Source organism: Kosakonia sp. MUSA4 (genome assembly GCF_013085925.1).
Classification (GTDB): Bacteria; Pseudomonadota; Gammaproteobacteria; order Enterobacterales; family Enterobacteriaceae; genus Kosakonia; species Kosakonia sacchari_B.
Genome location: NZ_CP025697.1, coordinates 5395950 through 5412922, shown reverse-complemented (window position 1 = coordinate 5412922; position 16973 = coordinate 5395950). Strand labels below are relative to the sequence as shown.

Below are 16973 nucleotides of genomic sequence, written 5' to 3'. Positions count from 1 at the left end.
GCGAGAAACGTTGATGTCGAATTCTTATGACTCCTCCAGTATCAAAGTCCTGAAAGGGCTGGATGCGGTGCGTAAGCGCCCGGGTATGTATATCGGCGATACGGATGACGGCACCGGTCTGCACCATATGGTATTCGAGGTGGTAGATAACGCTATCGACGAGGCGCTCGCAGGGTACTGTAAAGACATTGTCGTCACCATCCACAGCGATAACTCTGTCTCTGTACAGGATGACGGCCGTGGTATCCCGACCGGTATTCACCCGGAAGAGGGCGTTTCCGCAGCGGAAGTGATCATGACCGTTCTGCACGCAGGCGGTAAGTTCGATGATAACTCCTATAAAGTTTCCGGCGGTCTGCACGGCGTAGGTGTTTCCGTGGTTAACGCCCTGTCGCAGAAACTGGAGTTGGTTATCCAGCGTGACAACAAAGTCCACCGTCAGATTTATGAGCACGGCGTGCCGCAGGCTCCGCTGGCGGTCACTGGTGAAACCGAATCGACCGGTACGATGGTGCGTTTCTGGCCAAGCTATGAAACCTTCACCAACGTCACCGAATTCGAATATGAAATTCTGGCGAAACGCCTGCGTGAGTTGTCCTTCCTCAACTCTGGCGTTTCTATTCGTCTGCGCGACAAGCGCGACGGCAAAGAAGACCATTTCCACTACGAAGGCGGCATCAAGGCGTTTGTTGAGTATCTCAACAAGAATAAAACGCCGATCCACCCGAATATATTCTACTTCTCCACGGAAAAAGACGGTATCGGTGTGGAAGTAGCGTTGCAGTGGAACGACGGCTTCCAGGAAAACATCTACTGCTTTACCAACAACATTCCGCAGCGCGACGGCGGTACTCACCTTGCAGGTTTCCGCGCGGCGATGACCCGTACGCTGAATGCCTACATGGATAAAGAGGGCTACAGCAAGAAAGCCAAAGTTAGCGCCACCGGCGACGACGCCCGCGAAGGCCTGATTGCTGTGGTTTCGGTAAAAGTGCCGGACCCGAAATTCTCCTCGCAGACCAAAGATAAACTGGTCTCCTCTGAGGTGAAAACGGCGGTTGAACAGCAGATGAACGAACTGCTGGCTGAATACCTGCTGGAAAACCCGTCCGACGCGAAAATCGTGGTCGGCAAGATTATTGATGCGGCGCGCGCCCGTGAAGCTGCGCGTAAAGCCCGTGAAATGACCCGCCGTAAAGGCGCGCTGGATCTGGCCGGTCTGCCGGGCAAACTGGCGGATTGCCAGGAGCGTGACCCGGCGCTGTCCGAACTCTACTTAGTGGAAGGGGACTCGGCGGGCGGTTCTGCGAAACAGGGCCGTAACCGTAAGAACCAGGCGATTCTGCCGCTGAAAGGTAAGATCCTCAACGTTGAGAAAGCTCGCTTCGACAAGATGCTCTCTTCGCAGGAAGTGGCGACGCTTATCACCGCGCTGGGCTGCGGTATCGGCCGCGACGAGTACAACCCGGACAAACTGCGCTATCACAGCATCATCATCATGACCGATGCGGACGTCGATGGCTCGCACATCCGTACGCTGCTGTTGACCTTCTTCTACCGTCAGATGCCGGAAATTGTTGAACGTGGTCACGTCTACATCGCCCAGCCGCCGTTGTACAAAGTGAAGAAAGGCAAGCAGGAACAATACATTAAAGATGACGATGCGATGGATCAGTATCAAATCGCCATCGCGCTGGACGGCGCAACGCTGCACGCCAACGCCAGCGCGCCAGCTCTGGCGGGGGAGCCGCTGGAAAAACTGGTTGCCGAGTATAATACGGTACAGAAAATGATCGGTCGTATGGAGCGCCGCTTCCCGCGTACGCTGCTGAAAGAGCTGGTGTATCAGCCGACGCTGACGGAAGCCGATCTTTCCGACGAACAGAAAGTGACCCGTTGGGTGAACGCGCTGGTTACCGAGCTGAATGAGAACGAACAGCACGGCAGCCAGTGGAAGTTTGATGTACGTGAAAACAGCGCGCTGAGTCACTTCGAGCCGATCATTCGCGTGCGTACGCACGGCGTCGATACCGACTATCCGCTGGATCACGAGTTTATTACCGGGGGCGAATATCGTCGTCTGTGCACGCTGGGTGAAAAACTGCGCGGCCTGATTGAAGATGACGCCTTTATCGAACGCGGCGAGCGCCGTCAGCCGGTCGCCAGCTTTGAGCAGGCACTGGACTGGTTAGTGAAAGAGTCCCGTCGTGGTCTCGCTATTCAGCGTTATAAAGGTCTGGGCGAAATGAACCCGGATCAGCTGTGGGAAACCACTATGGATCCGGAAAGTCGTCGCATGCTGCGCGTCACCGTGAAAGATGCTATTGCGGCTGACCAGTTGTTCACCACGCTGATGGGCGATGCCGTTGAGCCGCGTCGCGCGTTTATCGAAGAGAACGCCCTGAAAGCGGCGAATATCGATATTTAACGGCTCGCAGGCCGAACTGTAGGCCGGGTAAACGCAAATCCACCCGGAGAAAAGCGCCTGCTGGCGCTGCGCTTATCAGGCCTGGAGGCTGTATCCTCCGTTTTATGGCGCAAAAGGGGAATCCCGGTTCCCCTTCCTATCCCCCTTTTCATCCCGTCGCGCTGCTGTTTTTTGAGCGGAATCGCGTTAGCATGGGTCCTGAAAAATCTCATCTGGGGATCTCATGGCTATAAAACTTATTGCAATCGATATGGACGGCACGCTGCTGCTGCCGGATCACACCATCTCTCCCGCTGTTAAAAATGCTATCGCCGCTGCGCGCGAGCGCGGTATTAACGTGGTGCTGACCACGGGCCGACCGTATGCAGGCGTTCACAGCTATATGAAAGAGCTGCATATGGAGCGGGAAGGTGATTATTGCATCACCTACAACGGCGCACTGGTACAGAACGCCAGCGACGGCAGCACGGTGGCGCAAACGACGTTGAGCTATGATGATTACCGCTACCTGGAGCAACTCTCCCGCGAAGTCGGTTCCCATTTCCACGCCCTTGATCGCAATACGCTTTACACCGCAAACCGGGACATCAGCTACTACACGGTGCACGAATCTTACGTAGCAACGATCCCGCTGGTGTTCTGCGAGGCGGAAAAGATGGATCCCGCAACGCAGTTTCTTAAAGTGATGATGATTGATGACCCGGTGATCCTCGATCAGGCTATTGCCCGTATCCCGCAGGAAGTGAAAGAGAAGTATACCGTGCTGAAAAGTGCGCCGTACTTCCTCGAAATTCTGGATAAACGCGTCAATAAAGGCACCGGTGTGAAATCCCTTGCCGAAGCGCTGAATATCAAGCAGGACGAGATCATGGCGATTGGCGATCAGGAAAACGACATCGCAATGATCGAATATGCCGGAGTGGGTGTGGCGATGGATAACGCCATTCCGTCGGTGAAAGAAATCGCCAACTTTGTCACCAAATCCAACCTTGAAGACGGCGTTGCTTACGCCATCGAGAAATTTGCCCTGAACTAAGCGATTCTCGCAGGCAGGAGCGCATTGCTCTTGCCTGTATACCTTCCTGAATCGTAGTCATTTCCGCACGGATCCATTACTCTGAAGCGCTTACTCCGCTTCCGGGTTTATCCGCTAATGAAACAACTCACCTTCGCTGCGCGTCACCATCAACTGACCAATATTCATAGCTGGACACCGGACAGCCAGTGGCTGGTTTTCGACGTTCGCCCTTCCGGCGCATCGTTTACCGGGAAAACCATTGAGCGTGTCAATGTGCACAGCGGTGAGGTTGAAGCGCTGTATACCGCAACGGACGGCGCGCATGTCGGCGTGGTGACGGTCAGCCCGCAGGCGGAAAAATATGTCTTTATCCACGGCCCGGAAAACCCTGACGACAACTGGCAGTATGATTTTCACCATCGCCGGGGCGTGATTACGGAAAAGGGTGTGACGCGGAATCTGGATGCGCTGGATATCACCGCGCCTTACACGCCGGGCGCGCTGCGCGGCGGCACGCACGTGCATGTGTTCAGCCCGAACGGTGAAAACGTCAGCTTTACCTATAACGACCACGTTATGCATGCGCTTTCTCCGGCAAAAGATCTACGTAATGTCGGCGTTGCGGTGCCGTTTGGCCCGGTAACGCCGCCCTGCACGCATCCGCGTGAATATGGCGGCAGCCACTGGTGCGTACTGATCAGCCGCACAACATCCACGCCCGTGCCGGGCAGCGACGATATCAATCGTGCTTACGAAGAGGGATGGGTCGGCAACGACAGGCTGGCGTTTATCGGCGATACGCTTTCGGCTGGTGGTGAAAAAGTGCCGGAGTTGTTTATCGTTGCGCTGCCCGGCGATGAACAAGGCTGGAAAACCGCAGGTGATGCGCCGCTGGCGGGCAGCGAACAAACCCTGCCCGCGCCGCCAAAAGACGTGGTGCAAAAACGTCTGACATTCACGCACCAACGCCGTTATCCTGGCTTAGTGAACGTGCCGCGCCACTGGGTGCGCAGTAATCCGCAGGCCACGCAGATTGCGTTTTTGATGCGTGATGAGCACGGTATTGTGCAGTTGTGGCTGATAAGCCCGGACGGCGGTGAACCGCGCCAGTTAACCTTTACCGCCGGCGGTATCCAGTCGGCGTTTAACTGGCATCCCTCAGGCAGTGCGCTGGGATTTGTACTGGAAAATCGCATTGCGCTATGCGATGCCGGGCGCGGCGACATCACCTTTTTGACATCCGATCACGCAAATCCGCCTTCTGCCGATGCCGTGGTGTTTTCCCCGGACGGGAAGCTGATCGCCTGGATGGAAGAGGTGGAGGGTTTCCGCCAGTTGTGGATGACGGAAACCAGACTGTAAATCAGGGAGCAGGCATGGGCGCTGGCGGGATCACCGAGTTGGTCGCCAGATTTGCCTGTTCGCTCTTTTCAACCCGCGATTTGATCGAATCATCCTTGCGGAAGAGATCCCACGGCAGCAGTAAGGTATCCATGACGGCGGTAAAAGGCATATCCAGCACCACCAGCGACTTGGTGCCAATGCCTGTGTCATCATCGGAAAGCATGGCCGAACTGGCGCGCGTTCCAGGATAAACCCCTTCTTTGCCGCCCGTATGCGACATGACGCTTGAGCAACCTGACAACATCATTCCGTAGAGCAAAGCAGAAACTATAAGCGTTGTTTTCATCATCGATTAATCATCGTTGTTTGTAGTTTGAATGCTACTCAGGCGGTTATAGCCTCCCTTTTGGGAAAGAGATAGCATTCGGGTTCCGCTCTGTGGCGGTATTCGCACTTTGTCCTTTTGTGCTGTGATCCCAGTCTATGCATTGCGCCAGAAAGTGCAAAAAAAAGTCGGTATTCCACCCTTGAAATCAGACCCGTCAGCCCTATTTTAGGAATGTAACCAAAAAACACGCCGGAAGGGTGTTGGGTTACAGTAACGGCCTGTCCCTTTTGGAAGGCATGGAAAAATCTCGCTGATTTCAGGAGCTTTTAAGTATGCGTAATTTCGATCTCTCCCCGCTTTATCGTTCGGCTATTGGTTTTGACCGCCTGTTTAATCTGTTGGAAAACAACCAGAACCAGAGCAATGGCGGTTATCCTCCGTACAACGTTGAATTAGTGGATGAAAACCACTACCGCATCGCCATTGCTGTGGCCGGTTTCGCTGAGAGCGAACTGGAAATCACCGCGCAGGACAACCTGCTGGTGGTGAAAGGCTCCCACAGTGACGAGCAAAAAGAGCGTACTTACCTCTATCAGGGCATTGCCGAGCGCAACTTCGAACGCAAATTCCAGCTGGCGGAAAATATTCACATCAATGGCGCCAACCTGGTGAACGGCCTGCTCTATATCGATCTGGAACGCGTGATCCCGGAAGAGAAAAAACCGCGTCGTATCGAAATTAACTAATTTGTTCGGGTCGCCGCTGGCGGCCCGGTCCCGACATGCTCGCCGACAGGGGGCATATGTGAGCCATTGCGCTCGCAGGTATTCACTCGCTTCTTAGAAGGAGAAACACTCATGCGTAACTATGATTTATCCCCGATTTTTCGTCAGTGGATTGGCTTCGACAAACTGGCTAACGCCCTGCAAAACACCACTGAACAGCACTCTTTCCCTCCTTACAACATTGAGAAAGGCGACGATAACCACTACCGCATCACCCTTGCGCTGGCCGGTTTCCGCCAGGAAGAGCTGGATATTCAGCTGGAAAATAGCCGTCTGACCATTAAAGGCACGCCGGAAAAACCGGCCAACGAGCCGAAATGGTTGCATCAGGGGCTGGTGATACAGCCGTTCAGCCTGAGCTTTACGCTGGCCGACTTTATGGAAGTCTCCGGCGCGACCTTTGCCAACGGTTTGTTGCATATCGATCTACTGCGCAATGTGCCGGAAAGCGCGGCGCCGCAACGCATTGCCATCAGCAATCGCCCGGCGTTAAATAGCTAACGGTTGCAGAACAAAAGGCTCCGCATGCGGAGCCTTTATTGTTTATGCATGAACGCGCTGCAAAAAACGCTGCCGCCAGGGTTTGAGCACGAAAAAGGCCAGCAGCGCGCAGAGAATATCAAGCGTGATGGCGCAGCCAAACACCAGATTCCAGCTTCCCGTTTGCTGATACATCAGCGCTGCCAGCGGCCCGCCAAAGATGGAACCAATCCCCTGCGAAATATAGAGCCAGCCGTAGTTCGCCGTCGCATGCTGCGTGCCGAAGGTGTCGGTGAGCGTGGCGGGGAAAAGTGAAAAAATCTCGCCCCAGCCGAAAAAAACCACCCCGGAGAGCAGAACAAACAGCAACGGATCGTCTTTACACAACAACCACAGCGCCATCGCGCAGCCTTCCAGGCCAAAAGCGATAAACATCATATTTTCGCGACCGATGCGGTCAGAAATATAACCGCACACCGGGCGCGTCAGCCCGTTCATAAAGCGGTCGATGGTCATCGCCAGCGGCAGTGCCGCCATGCCCATTACGGTCACTGCGGTAATACCGAAATCTTCGGCGAAAATCGCCATCTGTGAAGTGACCATCAGGCCGGATGTGGACATCATGGTCATCATCACAAACATTAGCCAGAACAGCGGCTTGCGTAGCATCTCGCCAGGAGAAAAACTCTTATCACTCATCGCCAGGTTGCTGTTGATCTCCTGCGTGTTGAGCGTCTGTGGCGCACGTAGCCCCTGGCTGGCGATAAAACCAATGACCGCCATTACCAGCCCGAACTGCCAGAGCGTGTTTTCCAGCCCCTTCGCGGCCAGCGATTGTGTGACCGGAAAGGTGGTCAGAATCGCGCCCATGCCATAGCCCGCCGCCACCATCCCTGTGGCAAATCCGCGTTTTTCCGGGAACCAGCGCACCATCAGACCCACCACGCCGATATACACAATCCCGGTGCCAAGGCCGCCCAGCACGCCGTAATAGAGATAAAGTTCGCTCAGGCTGCTGATGGTTGAGGTCAGCATCCAGCTTACGCCGCTCAGCACGGTACCCATGGCAATTAACCTGCGTGGGCCAAACTTATCGATCAATCGCCCCTGAAAAGGCGAGAAGAAGGTTTGCAAAATGATCAACAGGGAAAAGGTGAGCTGAATTTCCGCCAGCGGAACGTTCAGCTTTGCCATAAAGGGGCGCGTAAACAGCGCCCAGACATATTGCGGGCTGGAGATGGAGATCATACACAGCAAGCCCAGCGCTAACTGGGTCCACTTTTTCTGGCTGGTAGCCACTACCTGAGTCAGTGTTGTATTCGTCATGCCGCGCCCCCTGTTTTTAACAAAAATGAGCTTTTGCATTAACCATGCCATAACCTATTGTTGTGTCTGACATTCCCGGAATGCTTAGCAGGCGCACGGTTTTTCCCGCCGGTGTCGGTAAAAGGGGGGCTTGTGTTGAGGGCAATGGTTTTCTGCTGGTGCAACCTTCGCCACATTCTGAGGCAAAGAAATTCCATACACTGTGTAGGGTGTAACCTATAAAGCTATTACGGGTTCTGCCAAATTCCTTGCAGTCATCATGTACAGGGAAAAGATCATGAGTGATATTGCCTTAACGGTAAGCGTACTGGCGCTGGTGGCCGTTGTCGGATTGTGGATCGGCAATGTGAAGATCCGCGGGGTGGGTTTCGGTATTGGCGGTGTGCTGTTTGGCGGGATAATTGTCGGCCACCTTATAGATAAGCTGGGTATCGCTATAAGCGGTCAGATACTGCTTTTTGTGCAGGAATTTGGCCTGATCCTGTTTGTTTATACCATCGGTATCCAGGTGGGGCCGGGGTTCTTCGCTTCTTTGCGCGTTTCTGGCCTGCGCCTGAATCTGTTCGCTGTTTTAATCGTGGTTCTCGGCGGTCTTGTCACTACCATTCTGTATAAACTTTTTGCCATTCCGCTGCCGGTGCTGCTGGGGATTTTTTCCGGCGCGGTCACTAATACGCCAGCGCTTGGCGCGGGGCAGCAAATCCTGCGTGACTTAGGCATTCCTGGCCCGCTGCTCGACCAGATGGGGATGAGCTATGCCATGGCGTATCCGTTTGGTATTTGCGGCATTTTGCTCAGTATGTGGCTGCTGCGCGTGTTGTTTCGCGTTAATGTCGATGAAGAGGCGCGACAGCACGACGCAACGCTCAGCCATGGCACTTCACTGATCCGCACCATCAATATCCGCGTGGAAAACCCGAATCTCAATAATATGGCGATTCAGGACGTTCCCATTCTTAACAGCGACAAAATCATCTGCTCACGTCTCAAACGGAATGATTTACTGATGGTGCCCTCGCCGGGCACGCTGATTCAGTCCGGGGATTTGTTGCATCTGGTAGGGCTTCCGAAGGATCTGCATAACGCGCAGTTGGTGATAGGCAAAGAAGTGGATACCTCTTTGTCGACGCGCGGCACGGATTTGCGCGTCGAACGTGTGGTGGTGACCAACGAAAAAGTGCTGGGGAAAAAAATCCGCGATCTGCACTTCAAGGAGCGCTACGACGTGGTGATTTCCCGCCTGAATCGCGCTGGCGTGGAGCTGGTAGCCAGCAGCGACGCCAGCCTGCAATTCGGCGATATCCTTAATCTTGTCGGGCGTCCGGCGGCAATCGAAGCAGTGACTAACGAGGTCGGCAATGCGCAGCACAAGTTGCAGCAGGTACAAATGCTGCCGGTGTTTATTGGCATTGGCCTTGGCGTTCTGCTGGGATCGGTGCCGTTGTATATACCGGGGTTTCCGGCGGCGCTGAAGCTGGGTCTCGCGGGCGGGCCGCTGATTATGGCGCTGATTCTTGGGCGAATTGGTACGATCGGCAAGCTGTACTGGTTTATGCCGCCCAGCGCGAACCTGGCGCTGCGCGAGCTGGGAATTGTGCTGTTTCTCTCGGTGGTGGGGCTGAAATCCGGCGGTGACTTTATCGCTACGCTGACCCATGGCGATGGTGTGAAATGGATGTGTTATGGCATCTTTATCACCGCCATTCCGCTGATCACCGTCGGTTTGCTGGCGCGAATGGTGGCGAAGATGAACTATCTGACTCTCTGCGGCATGCTGGCCGGGTCGATGACCGATCCGCCAGCGCTGGCGTTTGCCAACGGCCTGCATGCCACCAGCGGCGCGGCGGCACTCTCGTATGCGACGGTTTATCCGCTGGTGATGTTTTTACGTATTATCACCCCACAGCTTCTGGCTGTACTGTTCTGGGGGATGGGTTAATAGCGTGTCGGCATGAATACGGCGCAGGTGGTAATCCACCTGATATTCGCTGGCGTTGCGGAACATCACTGAGTAGTTAAGAAATTCGCCGCTGTCGCTGTAGGAGAGTGAAGTAATACGCAGCAGCGGCGTTTGTTCCGCCACATTCAGTAAGCTGGCCACCTGTTTATCGGCCAGCACCGGCGTCAGGCTTTCGTAGTTACCGCTGATGGTGATGCCGCACTCCTTCTCGATATAATCGAATTTCGACCCCTCCAGATGCCCCAGCGACAGCGAACGGAACAGCTTCACCGGCATATAGCTGTCTTCCAGCATCAGCGGTTTTCCCTCCACGTAGCGAACCCTCCGCGAGAAGTAGATCCGTTCGTTAATTTGTATGCGCAACTGGCTGGCTATCGCAGGTGGCGCGGGCATCACTTCGAACTGCAAAACCTGGCTCTGCACCTCTTTGCCCTGTCGGCGCAGCACTTCTACCAGCCCGGTCAGATTGGTCGTTTCATGATGAACATCTTTGCGTGCGACAAATGTTCCGCTGCCGTGGCGGCGTACCACTAATCCCCAGCCCACCAGCAGATCAACCGCCTTGCGAATCGTCATTCGCGCCACACCAAACTCCAGCGCCAGCGCCTTTTCGCCCGGTAACGGGCTGCCGATATTGTAATCCGATGAATTGAGCCGCAGGCGTAATCGCTCGGCAATAGATTTGTAGATCACCTGTAGACCTCTCTGCCCCCGTCAGCGGGAACATTGCCTCTGAACATGTCCATGTTTTGCCTAAAAAGTAGACCTGATCGCGTGAAATAAAACCATGAAAGCGATCACGAATCGCAGCGGCGCGCCATGTTGGCGCGGCGGCGGCTTCTTATGCTGCTCACAGGCCCACAAAAAACCAACAAGGCCTCTACCCCCTACAAGTTGTTACATGAGGATTCTACGATGCTCAGTCAAATACAACGTTTCGGCGGTGCCATGTTCACACCGGTGCTGCTTTTCCCGTTCGCCGGTATGGTGGTGGGTATCGCCATCATGCTAAGTAACCCCCTGTTTGTCGGCGCAACATTAACCGCACCCGACAATCTGTTTGCGCAATGTGTCCATATCATCGAAGAGGGCGGCTGGGCGGTGTTTCGCAATATGCCGCTCATTTTCGCCGTCGGTTTACCGATTGGCCTGGCAAAACAGGCGCAAGGGCGAGCCTGCCTAGCGGTGCTGATCAGTTTTCTGACCTGGAATTATTTCATTAACGCCATGGGGATGACCTGGGGTCACTTTTTCGGCGTCGATTTCAGCATTGAACCCACGACGGGCAGCGGTTTAGCGCTGATTGCCGGGATCAAAACCCTCGACACCAGCATTATCGGGGCGATTGCGATTTCCGGCATTGTCACCGCCATCCATAACCGCTTTTTCGACAAACCGCTGCCCGTGTTTCTCGGCATCTTCCAGGGCACTTCGTTTGTGGTGATTATCGCCTTCCTGGTGATGATCCCTTGCGCCTGGCTGACGCTGTTGGGCTGGCCGAAAGTGCAGCTTGGCATTGAGTCGCTGCAGGCTTTTCTGCGCTCTGCCGGGGCGCTGGGCGTGTGGATTTACACATTTCTGGAACGCATCCTGATCCCGACCGGGCTGCACCACTTTGTCTACGGTCCTTTTATCTTCGGCCCGGCGGCGGTGGAAGGCGGTATTCAGATGTACTGGGCGCAACATCTACAGGCATTCAGCCAGAGCACCGAACCGCTGAAAGTCCTGTTCCCGGAAGGCGGCTTTGCGCTGCACGGTAACTCGAAAGTGTTTGGCTCCATCGGCATCGCGCTGGCGATGTGGTATACCGCCGCGCCGGAAAACCGCGTCAAAGTGGCAGGTCTGCTGATCCCCGCAACGCTGACGGCCGTGCTGGTGGGCATTACCGAACCGCTGGAATTTACCTTCCTGTTTATCTCGCCGCTGTTGTTTGCCGTTCACGCTGTACTGGCAGCGACGATGGCGACGGTGATGTATAGCTTCGGCGTGGTGGGCAATATGGGCGGCGGGCTGCTCGACCAGTTTCTGCCGCAAAACTGGATCCCGATGTTCCATAACCATGCAGCGACGGTTTTCACCCAGATTGCCGTCGGCCTCTGCTTTACCGCGCTCTATTTCGTCGTTTTCCGCACGCTGATCGCCGTCTTAAACCTGAAAACCCCCGGCCGGGAAGAGAGTGAAATCAAACTCTACAGCAAAGCCGATTACAAGGCGGCGCGCGGACAAACCACGGCGGCAGCGAAAGACTCGCTGGGCCAGGCCGCCGGATTTTTGCAGGCGCTGGGCGGTGCGGCAAACATCGAAAGCATCAACAACTGCGCGACGCGGCTGCGCATCACGCTGGTCGATACGGCGAAAACCCAAAGCGACGACGTCTTTAAAGCGCTGGGCGCGCACGGTGTCGTGCGACGCGGCAACGCCATCCAGGTGATTGTCGGCCTGCATGTTCCCCTGCTGCGCGACCAGCTTGAATCCCTGATGAAAACCCCTTTGACCAATGAACCATCCACCATGACGGAGGCAGTATCATGAAACAGTTTTCAGTGGTTATCGCCGGCGGCGGCAGCACCTTTACTCCCGGTATCGTTTTGATGTTGCTGGCTAACCGCGATCGCTTCCCGCTGCGGGCGCTGAAATTCTATGACAACGATGGCGCGCGCCAGGAAACCATCGCCGAAGCCTGCAAAATTATCCTGCAGGAGCAGGCACCGGAGATTGAATTCAGCTACACCACCGACCCGCAAAAAGCCTTTACCGACGTCGATTTTGTGATGGCGCATATCCGCGTCGGCAAATACCCGATGCGTGAAAAAGATGAAAAAATCCCGCTGCGCCACGGTGTATTAGGCCAGGAAACCTGCGGGCCTGGCGGTATCGCTTACGGCATGCGTTCTATTGGCGGCGTGCTGGAGCTGGTTGATTATATGGAAAAATATTCGCCCAATGCGTGGATGCTTAACTACTCCAACCCGGCAGCGATTGTCGCGGAAGCCACGCGTCGCCTGCGCCCGCAGGCCAAAATTCTTAACATCTGCGATATGCCTATCGGCATTGAAGGACGGATGGCGCAAATTGTCGGCCTGAAAGACCGCAAAGAGATGCGGGTACGCTACTACGGGCTTAACCACTTCGGCTGGTGGACATCGATTGAAGATCTGAACGGTAACGATTTGATGCCGAAATTGCGCGAATATGTGGCGAAACACGGTTATGTTCCGCCTGCGGACAACGCGCATACAGAAGCGAGCTGGAACGATACGTTCGCCAAAGCGAAAGATGTGCAGGCGCTCGACCCGGATACCATGCCGAACACTTATCTGAAGTATTACTTCTTCCCGGACTACGTGGTTGCCCACAGCAATCCGGAACGTACGCGTGCCAATGAGGTGATGGATCATCGTGAGAAGCAGGTGTTTGGTGCCTGTCGGGCGATTATTGCTGCCGGGAAATCTTCCGCCGGTGAGCTGGAGATTGACGAACATGCTTCTTACATTGTCGATCTGGCTACTGCCATCGCCTTTAACACCCAGGAGCGCATGTTGTTGATTGTGCCAAACAATGGCGCAATTCATAACTTTGACGCCGATGCGATGGTGGAAATCCCTTGCCTGGTGGGGAAAAACGGCCCGGAACCGCTGACAGTCGGTGATATTCCGCACTTCCAGAAAGGGTTGATGAGCCAGCAGGTAGCGGTAGAAAAACTGGTGGTCGATGCCTGGGAACAGCGCTCCTACCAGAAGTTGTGGCAGGCCATCACGCTGTCGAAAACCGTGCCCAGCGCGACGGTGGCGAAAGCGATTCTCGACGATCTACTGGAAGCGAACAAAGCGTACTGGCCGCCGCTGCATTAATTCTCCTGCCCGGCACCGTCAGGGTGCCGGCTTTCCATTGCGTGAAAGGGTCGAAAAGCGTCAGTTTATCCGCTACTTTGAAGGCCTGGCCGGATCGGTTTTCCCTTTACCGCTGCAAGAAAGGGTAACGCCGGCAGGGTTATCAATGTGGAAGGAGAACAGATGAAAATTTCCCGCGTCGGTGAAGCGCCGGACTACCGCTTCTCGCTGGCGAATGAGCGCACTTTTCTTGCCTGGATCCGCACCGCGCTGGGGTTTCTCGCGGCGGGCGTTGGGCTGGACCAGTTAGCGCCGCAGTTTGCCACGCCGCTGATCCGTGAAGTGCTGGCGCTGCTGCTGTGTCTCTTCTCCGGCGCGCTGGCGCTCTATGGCTATCTGCGCTGGCTGCGCAATGAAAAAGCGATGCGCCTGAAAGAAGATCTGCCCTATACCCGCGTGCTGATGGTGATAAGCGTTTCGCTACTGGCGGTTGCGCTGGTGGTGATGGTGCTGGTGTTCTATGCCGGATAACCGTAAAGCCCGGCGCGAAACGGATCCTGGCCTGCAACCGGAACGGACATCGCTGGCATGGCTGCGCACGCTGTTCGGCTACGGCGCACTGATGGCGCTGGCGGTCAGGCATAACTGGCAACATTCGGGTATGCCTTTCTGGATCTCGCTCATTATTCTGGCGCTGGCCGCGCTACTGCTCTGGCGCTATACCCATAAGCGTATCTTAATGGACGTCAATAAAAGCGATTTCGCCTTGCCCGGCGCAATACGTGACAAATTATTGATCTCCCTCGCGGTGCTTTCCCTCGCATTACTGTTTGCTGTAACGCATATCCGTCAGCTTATTCTTATCTTGTGAGGACGTTTCATGCCAGGCTGCCACGTTATGGCTAAGCCCGCCAGTTCGCGCTGCAACCTTAACTGCCGCTACTGTTTTTACCTCGAAAAACCGCAGCAAAATGTTATGGATGACACCACGCTGGAGGCGTTTATTCTCCAGCAAATCGACGCCCAGCCGGGCGAAAGCGTGCCGTTTGCCTGGCAGGGCGGCGAACCGACGCTCTGCGGGCTGGAATTCTTTCAGCGCGTTGCCGCCCTGCAAGAAAAGCACGCCAACGGCAAACGTATTGAAAATGCCTTCCAGACGAATGGCATTCTGCTGAATGAGGAGTGGTGCCGTTTTTTTCACGACCACGGCTGGCTGGTGGGCGTTTCCATCGATGGCCCGGCGGATCTGCATGATGCGTACCGTGTAAACCGCAGCGGTAAACCATCACATGCGAAAGTGATTAATGCCATTGCGATGCTGGAGAAACATCAGGTCGAGTACAACCTGTTGTGCGTTGTCAATAATCTCAATAGCCAGCAGCCGCTGCGCCTGTATCGCTATTTACGCGCGCTCGGAACGCCGTTTTTGCAGTTTATTCCGCTGGTGGAGCAGGACGCGCAGGGGCGCTTGTCTGCCGAATCGGTCAGCGGCGAAGCCTGGGGAAACTTTCTTACTGCGGTATTCGACATGTGGGCGCGGGAAGATATTGGCCGCGTTTACGTGCAGTTATTTGACTCCACGCTTGGCGTCTGGAGCGGCTATCCGTCGCAAATGTGCAGCTTTGGCGAGACCTGCGGCCACGCTTTTGCGCTGGAGGCGAACGGCGATCTCTACCAGTGCGATCACTATGTCGCCCCAGATTATCGGCTGGGCAATCTGCATCAGATCCCAATTAAAACCCTCAACGCCAGCCACGAAGCTACTGCTTTCGGGCAGAGTAAAAAAGCCAGCCTCAGCGAAGTTTGCCTGCGTTGCGACGTGCTGCGTTTTTGCCGGGGCGACTGCCCGAAGCACCGCTTCGTCGAGGGAAGAAGCGCGCTGTGCCATGGTTATCACCACTTTTTCAGCCACAGCGCGCCGCATATGCGCGTGATGCGCGATCTGCTGCGCCAACGGCGCTCTCCTGTCGAACTGATGGCCTGGCTGCGCCGGAGCGGCTGATTTAGCGGGCTTGCGCCAGATAGCGCGCCATCTCATCGGCGGGCACCATTCCGCCGCCGGTCGCCCATACCAGATGGGTGGCCTGCGTCAGTTGTTCCGGGCTAAAGCCGTGCAGTTGATGATAGCCGCTGTCGCTGCAAATCCGCTGCGGCCCGGACATTCCTGCCAGCGCCGATGGCTCCAGTTGAATGCCCTCTTCCTGCGCCAGCCAGCCGAGTTGCTGGTAAAGCGTGTTGTCATCAACGGTGTAGAAGCCGTCCAGCAGCCGCTCCATTGCCCGTCCGACAAAGCCGGAAGCGCGCCCGACCGCCAGACCATCGGCCGCCGTCTGGTTATCAATCCCCAGATCCTGCACCGCAATGCCGTCATGCAGCCCGGTATACACGCCCAGCAACATACAGGGAGAATGCGTCGGTTCGGCAAAAATGCAGTGTACCGCGTCGCCGAACGCCAGCTTCAGACCAAAGGCGACACCGCCAGGCCCGCCGCCGACGCCGCACGGCAGATAGACAAACAGCGGGTGCGCGTTATCCACCACTTTACCAAGCCGTGTGAACTGATCTTTCAGGCGCTGTCCGGCGACGGCATAGCCCAGAAAGAGGGTGCGGGAGTTCTCATCATCAATGAAAAAGCAGTCCGCATCCGCCGCCGCCGCTTTGCGCCCCTGCTCAACGGCCACGCCGTAATCTTCGGCATACTCCACCACGTTTACGCCGTGGCTGCGCAGCAGCGCTTTTTTCCATGCCCGGGCATCGGCCGACATATGCACCGTGACGCGAAAACCGAGCCGCGCGCTGATAATCCCGATCGACAACCCCAGATTTCCCGTCGAGCCAACGGCGATGCTGTACTGACTGAAGAAACGGGCAAACTCAGGCGACAGCAACTTGCTGTAATCGTCTTCCGGCGTCAGTAATCCGGCGGCGCAAGCCAGTTTTTCCGCGTGGGTCAGCACTTCATAAATGCCGCCGCGCGCTTTAATAGAACCGGAAATCGGCAAATGGCTGTCTTTTTTCAGCCACAGCTCGCCGGTGATATCCGGGCCGAGGCGGCGCTGCATTGCCGGGATCGGAACCACGTCAGATTCAATCATGCCGCGGCTTGCCGCCGTTTCCGGGAAAGCCTGTGCAATAAACGGCGCGAAGCGGGCAAGCCGCGCGTGGGCATCGCTAACATCCTGTTGTGTCAGGCCAACATGCGGCAAAGCCCGTGCAACGGAGGTACTATTAGGGTTAAACCACTGCGTTTCTTTCAGCGCGATCAACTGTTCTATAAGCGGAAACTGCTGGATGAGTTTCTGAATGTCGGCGTTTTTCATCGGTTCGTTTTCGTAAGAATCGGAGCGTTAAAGAAAACAGGAATCGGTCAGCGGTGCAAGTGGGCCGCGGTTTTGAGAATTTATTACGTTTTGCTGCTACACGTGTAAACGCAAGCATGCTAAATACATGTATTCATCCCTGATTTTCACAAGG

General features: G+C 55.5%; 15 protein-coding genes. 11 read left to right on the top strand and 4 right to left on the bottom strand.

Annotated elements, in window-relative coordinates; genetic code table 11:
• Positions 1-13: 13 nt before the first annotated feature.
• The 3 genes from gyrB to C0557_RS25700 all read left to right on the top strand — a co-directional run bounded on the left by gyrB (position 14) and on the right by C0557_RS25700 (position 4808).
• Positions 14-2428, top strand: coding sequence for a DNA topoisomerase (ATP-hydrolyzing) subunit B (gene gyrB / locus C0557_RS25710; RefSeq protein ID WP_208662382.1), 2415 nt, complete (start codon positions 14-16; stop codon positions 2426-2428).
• 223 nt (positions 2429-2651) lie between these two features.
• Positions 2652-3464, top strand: a complete 813-nt coding sequence (yidA, locus tag C0557_RS25705; RefSeq protein ID WP_208662380.1) for a sugar-phosphatase — start codon at positions 2652-2654, stop codon at positions 3462-3464.
• A gap of 117 nt (positions 3465-3581) precedes the next feature.
• Positions 3582-4808 (top strand): DUF3748 domain-containing protein, encoded by a 1227-nt coding sequence (locus C0557_RS25700; RefSeq protein ID WP_208662378.1) that lies wholly within the window; start codon positions 3582-3584, stop codon positions 4806-4808.
• Position 4809: 1 nt separating this feature from the next.
• Here the strand turns inward: C0557_RS25700 and C0557_RS25695 are convergent, their stop codons facing one another.
• A complete protein-coding gene (locus tag C0557_RS25695) occupies positions 4810-5139 on the bottom strand; it encodes a YceK/YidQ family lipoprotein (protein ID WP_208662369.1) in 330 nt (109 codons plus the stop codon).
• Between the two features lie 311 nt (positions 5140-5450).
• Between C0557_RS25695 and ibpA the strand changes: the two genes are divergently transcribed.
• The gene (gene ibpA, locus C0557_RS25690) at positions 5451-5864 is read left to right on the top strand and encodes a small heat shock chaperone IbpA (RefSeq protein ID WP_043956007.1); all 414 of its coding nucleotides are present in this window, start codon (positions 5451-5453) and stop codon (positions 5862-5864) included.
• A 111-nt stretch (positions 5865-5975) separates the two neighbouring features.
• Entirely contained in the window at positions 5976-6404 is a 429-nt protein-coding gene (ibpB, locus tag C0557_RS25685; protein WP_208662367.1) for a small heat shock chaperone IbpB, read from the top strand.
• A 42-nt stretch (positions 6405-6446) separates the two neighbouring features.
• On the opposite strand, the gene oxlT is transcribed toward ibpB, so the two are convergent.
• On the bottom strand, positions 6447-7709 hold the full coding sequence (gene oxlT / locus C0557_RS25680) for an oxalate/formate MFS antiporter (protein ID WP_208662365.1): 1263 nt from the start codon (positions 7707-7709) through the stop codon (positions 6447-6449).
• Between the two features lie 277 nt (positions 7710-7986).
• Between oxlT and C0557_RS25675 the strand changes: the two genes are divergently transcribed.
• Entirely contained in the window at positions 7987-9648 is a 1662-nt protein-coding gene (locus C0557_RS25675; protein ID WP_208662363.1) for a putative transporter, read from the top strand.
• On the opposite strand, the gene C0557_RS25670 is transcribed toward C0557_RS25675, so the two are convergent.
• On the bottom strand, positions 9595-10362 hold the full coding sequence (locus C0557_RS25670; RefSeq protein ID WP_208662361.1) for a GntR family transcriptional regulator: 768 nt from the start codon (positions 10360-10362) through the stop codon (positions 9595-9597). The genes C0557_RS25675 and C0557_RS25670 overlap by 54 nt on opposite strands.
• 222 nt (positions 10363-10584) lie before the next feature.
• Between C0557_RS25670 and C0557_RS25665 the strand changes: the two genes are divergently transcribed.
• The 5 genes from C0557_RS25665 to C0557_RS25645 all read left to right on the top strand — a co-directional run bounded on the left by C0557_RS25665 (position 10585) and on the right by C0557_RS25645 (position 15501).
• Positions 10585-12201, top strand: a complete 1617-nt coding sequence (locus tag C0557_RS25665; RefSeq protein ID WP_208662359.1) for an alpha-glucoside-specific PTS transporter subunit IIBC — start codon at positions 10585-10587, stop codon at positions 12199-12201.
• Positions 12198-13520, top strand: coding sequence for a 6-phospho-alpha-glucosidase (locus C0557_RS25660; RefSeq protein ID WP_007369410.1), 1323 nt, complete (start codon positions 12198-12200; stop codon positions 13518-13520). Before C0557_RS25665 ends, C0557_RS25660 begins: the two co-directional genes overlap by 4 nt.
• Before the next feature lie 162 nt (positions 13521-13682).
• The gene (locus C0557_RS25655; RefSeq protein WP_074776336.1) at positions 13683-14030 is read left to right on the top strand and encodes a YidH family protein; all 348 of its coding nucleotides are present in this window, start codon (positions 13683-13685) and stop codon (positions 14028-14030) included.
• Positions 14020-14370 carry a DUF202 domain-containing protein gene (locus C0557_RS25650; protein ID WP_007369412.1) on the top strand — a complete coding sequence of 117 codons (351 nt, stop codon included), beginning with the start codon at positions 14020-14022 and terminating at the stop codon, positions 14368-14370. Before C0557_RS25655 ends, C0557_RS25650 begins: the two co-directional genes overlap by 11 nt.
• 27 nt (positions 14371-14397) lie before the next feature.
• Positions 14398-15501 carry an anaerobic sulfatase maturase gene (locus C0557_RS25645; RefSeq protein WP_371813219.1) on the top strand — a complete coding sequence of 368 codons (1104 nt, stop codon included), beginning with the start codon at positions 14398-14400 and terminating at the stop codon, positions 15499-15501.
• Position 15502: 1 nt separating this feature from the next.
• Here C0557_RS25645 and C0557_RS25640 read toward each other — a convergent pair whose 3' ends face one another.
• Complete coding sequence (locus C0557_RS25640; protein ID WP_208662349.1) at positions 15503-16819, bottom strand: D-serine ammonia-lyase; 1317 nt, start codon at positions 16817-16819, stop codon at positions 15503-15505.
• Between the last annotated feature and the right edge of the window lie 154 nt (positions 16820-16973).

Excerpts from the sequence above, each read along its gene's own strand:
- C0557_RS25655 (WP_074776336.1), top strand. The coding sequence starts at position 13,683 with ATGAAAATTTCCCGCGTCGGTGAAGCGCCGGACTACCGCTTCTCGCTG.
- oxlT (WP_208662365.1), bottom strand. The coding sequence starts at position 7,709 with ATGACGAATACAACACTGACTCAGGTAGTGGCTACCAGCCAGAAAAAG.
- yidA (WP_208662380.1), top strand. The coding sequence starts at position 2,652 with ATGGCTATAAAACTTATTGCAATCGATATGGACGGCACGCTGCTGCTG.
- C0557_RS25675 (WP_208662363.1), top strand. The coding sequence starts at position 7,987 with ATGAGTGATATTGCCTTAACGGTAAGCGTACTGGCGCTGGTGGCCGTT.
- C0557_RS25700 (WP_208662378.1), top strand. The coding sequence starts at position 3,582 with ATGAAACAACTCACCTTCGCTGCGCGTCACCATCAACTGACCAATATT.
- ibpB (WP_208662367.1), top strand. The coding sequence starts at position 5,976 with ATGCGTAACTATGATTTATCCCCGATTTTTCGTCAGTGGATTGGCTTC.
- C0557_RS25645 (WP_371813219.1), top strand. The coding sequence starts at position 14,398 with ATGGCTAAGCCCGCCAGTTCGCGCTGCAACCTTAACTGCCGCTACTGT.
- C0557_RS25650 (WP_007369412.1), top strand. The coding sequence starts at position 14,020 with ATGCCGGATAACCGTAAAGCCCGGCGCGAAACGGATCCTGGCCTGCAA.
- C0557_RS25665 (WP_208662359.1), top strand. The coding sequence starts at position 10,585 with ATGCTCAGTCAAATACAACGTTTCGGCGGTGCCATGTTCACACCGGTG.
- gyrB (WP_208662382.1), top strand. The coding sequence starts at position 14 with ATGTCGAATTCTTATGACTCCTCCAGTATCAAAGTCCTGAAAGGGCTG.
- C0557_RS25640 (WP_208662349.1), bottom strand. The coding sequence starts at position 16,819 with ATGAAAAACGCCGACATTCAGAAACTCATCCAGCAGTTTCCGCTTATA.
- ibpA (WP_043956007.1), top strand. The coding sequence starts at position 5,451 with ATGCGTAATTTCGATCTCTCCCCGCTTTATCGTTCGGCTATTGGTTTT.
- C0557_RS25660 (WP_007369410.1), top strand. The coding sequence starts at position 12,198 with ATGAAACAGTTTTCAGTGGTTATCGCCGGCGGCGGCAGCACCTTTACT.
- C0557_RS25695 (WP_208662369.1), bottom strand. The coding sequence starts at position 5,139 with ATGATGAAAACAACGCTTATAGTTTCTGCTTTGCTCTACGGAATGATG.